Consider the following 747-nt stretch of genomic DNA (forward strand, 5'->3'; position numbering starts at 1 on the left):
GGGGCAAGGAGAACCTGCAGGCGCTTACTCATGTGATGAGTATAGGGAACTAACGCAGGAGTATCAGCGCCTGTCTCCTCGATCGCCGGGTGGGAGCGGAGATCAGAGCCCGGCATCGGGCCCAGCCCCAGCGCGGGTGGCCCCGGCCTGCGAGAGGACCTGCGCGCACTGGCCGGCGAGCTCGGCGAGGGTACGTTCTGGTCCGAAAATATGCGGGAGACGCGGCTCCCAAGGTGATGTGGTGTTTGTCGCGTTACCCAGCCGTGTGAGTGTTTAAGCGGCCTGGATCTCCTCGAAGACGACGGTGAACCCCAGGGCGTTGGCTTGGCGGACGATGCGGCGCATGGCCAGTTCGGGATCGAGGCGGGCGAAGTAGTCGCCGCCAAGATCGGCGTAGTCGACGTCGTTGGTAAGCATGTGCCAGACCGCCACCAGGATCGAGTGTTCCACGGCGACAATGGCTTTCTTCTTCCCAAGGCGCGGGGCCAGGCGTCGGTAGCGGGCCCCGAGGTAGGTGGTGTCTTTGGTGCGGGCCGCAGCCATGGCCGCGGTGCCCAACGCGCCGACCAGCCAGCGGTTGCCGTGACGAGCCCGATTTGCGGTCGCCGGCCGATTCGTGGTGACCGGGACACACTCCGGTCCCGAGACCCCAGGTGCGCCGCGACAATCGCGTGCCCTGGGTGAACTTTGTGAAGAGACAGCGCAACGACGATGTGCCCCGGAGTGCCTTGCCTGGCTCACAAACTG

The 747-nt window shown here is 65.6% G+C and carries 1 protein-coding gene; it reads right to left on the reverse strand.

The window, feature by feature from the left end; genetic code table 11:
• Positions 1 to 273 precede the first annotated feature (273 nt).
• Entirely contained in the window at positions 274 to 543 is a 270-nt protein-coding gene (locus F6Q13_RS18510) for a hypothetical protein (RefSeq protein WP_293059646.1), read from the reverse strand.
• Positions 544 to 747: the final 204 nt, after the last annotated feature.

The sequence above is a fragment of the Mycobacterium sp. genome (genome assembly GCF_008709575.1).
In the GTDB taxonomy this organism is placed as follows: domain Bacteria; phylum Actinomycetota; class Actinomycetes; order Mycobacteriales; family Mycobacteriaceae; genus Mycobacterium.

Coding starts and splice junctions, on each gene's coding strand:
- F6Q13_RS18510 (WP_293059646.1), bottom strand. CDS start 543: ATGGCTGCGGCCCGCACCAAAGACACCACCTACCTCGGGGCCCGCTAC.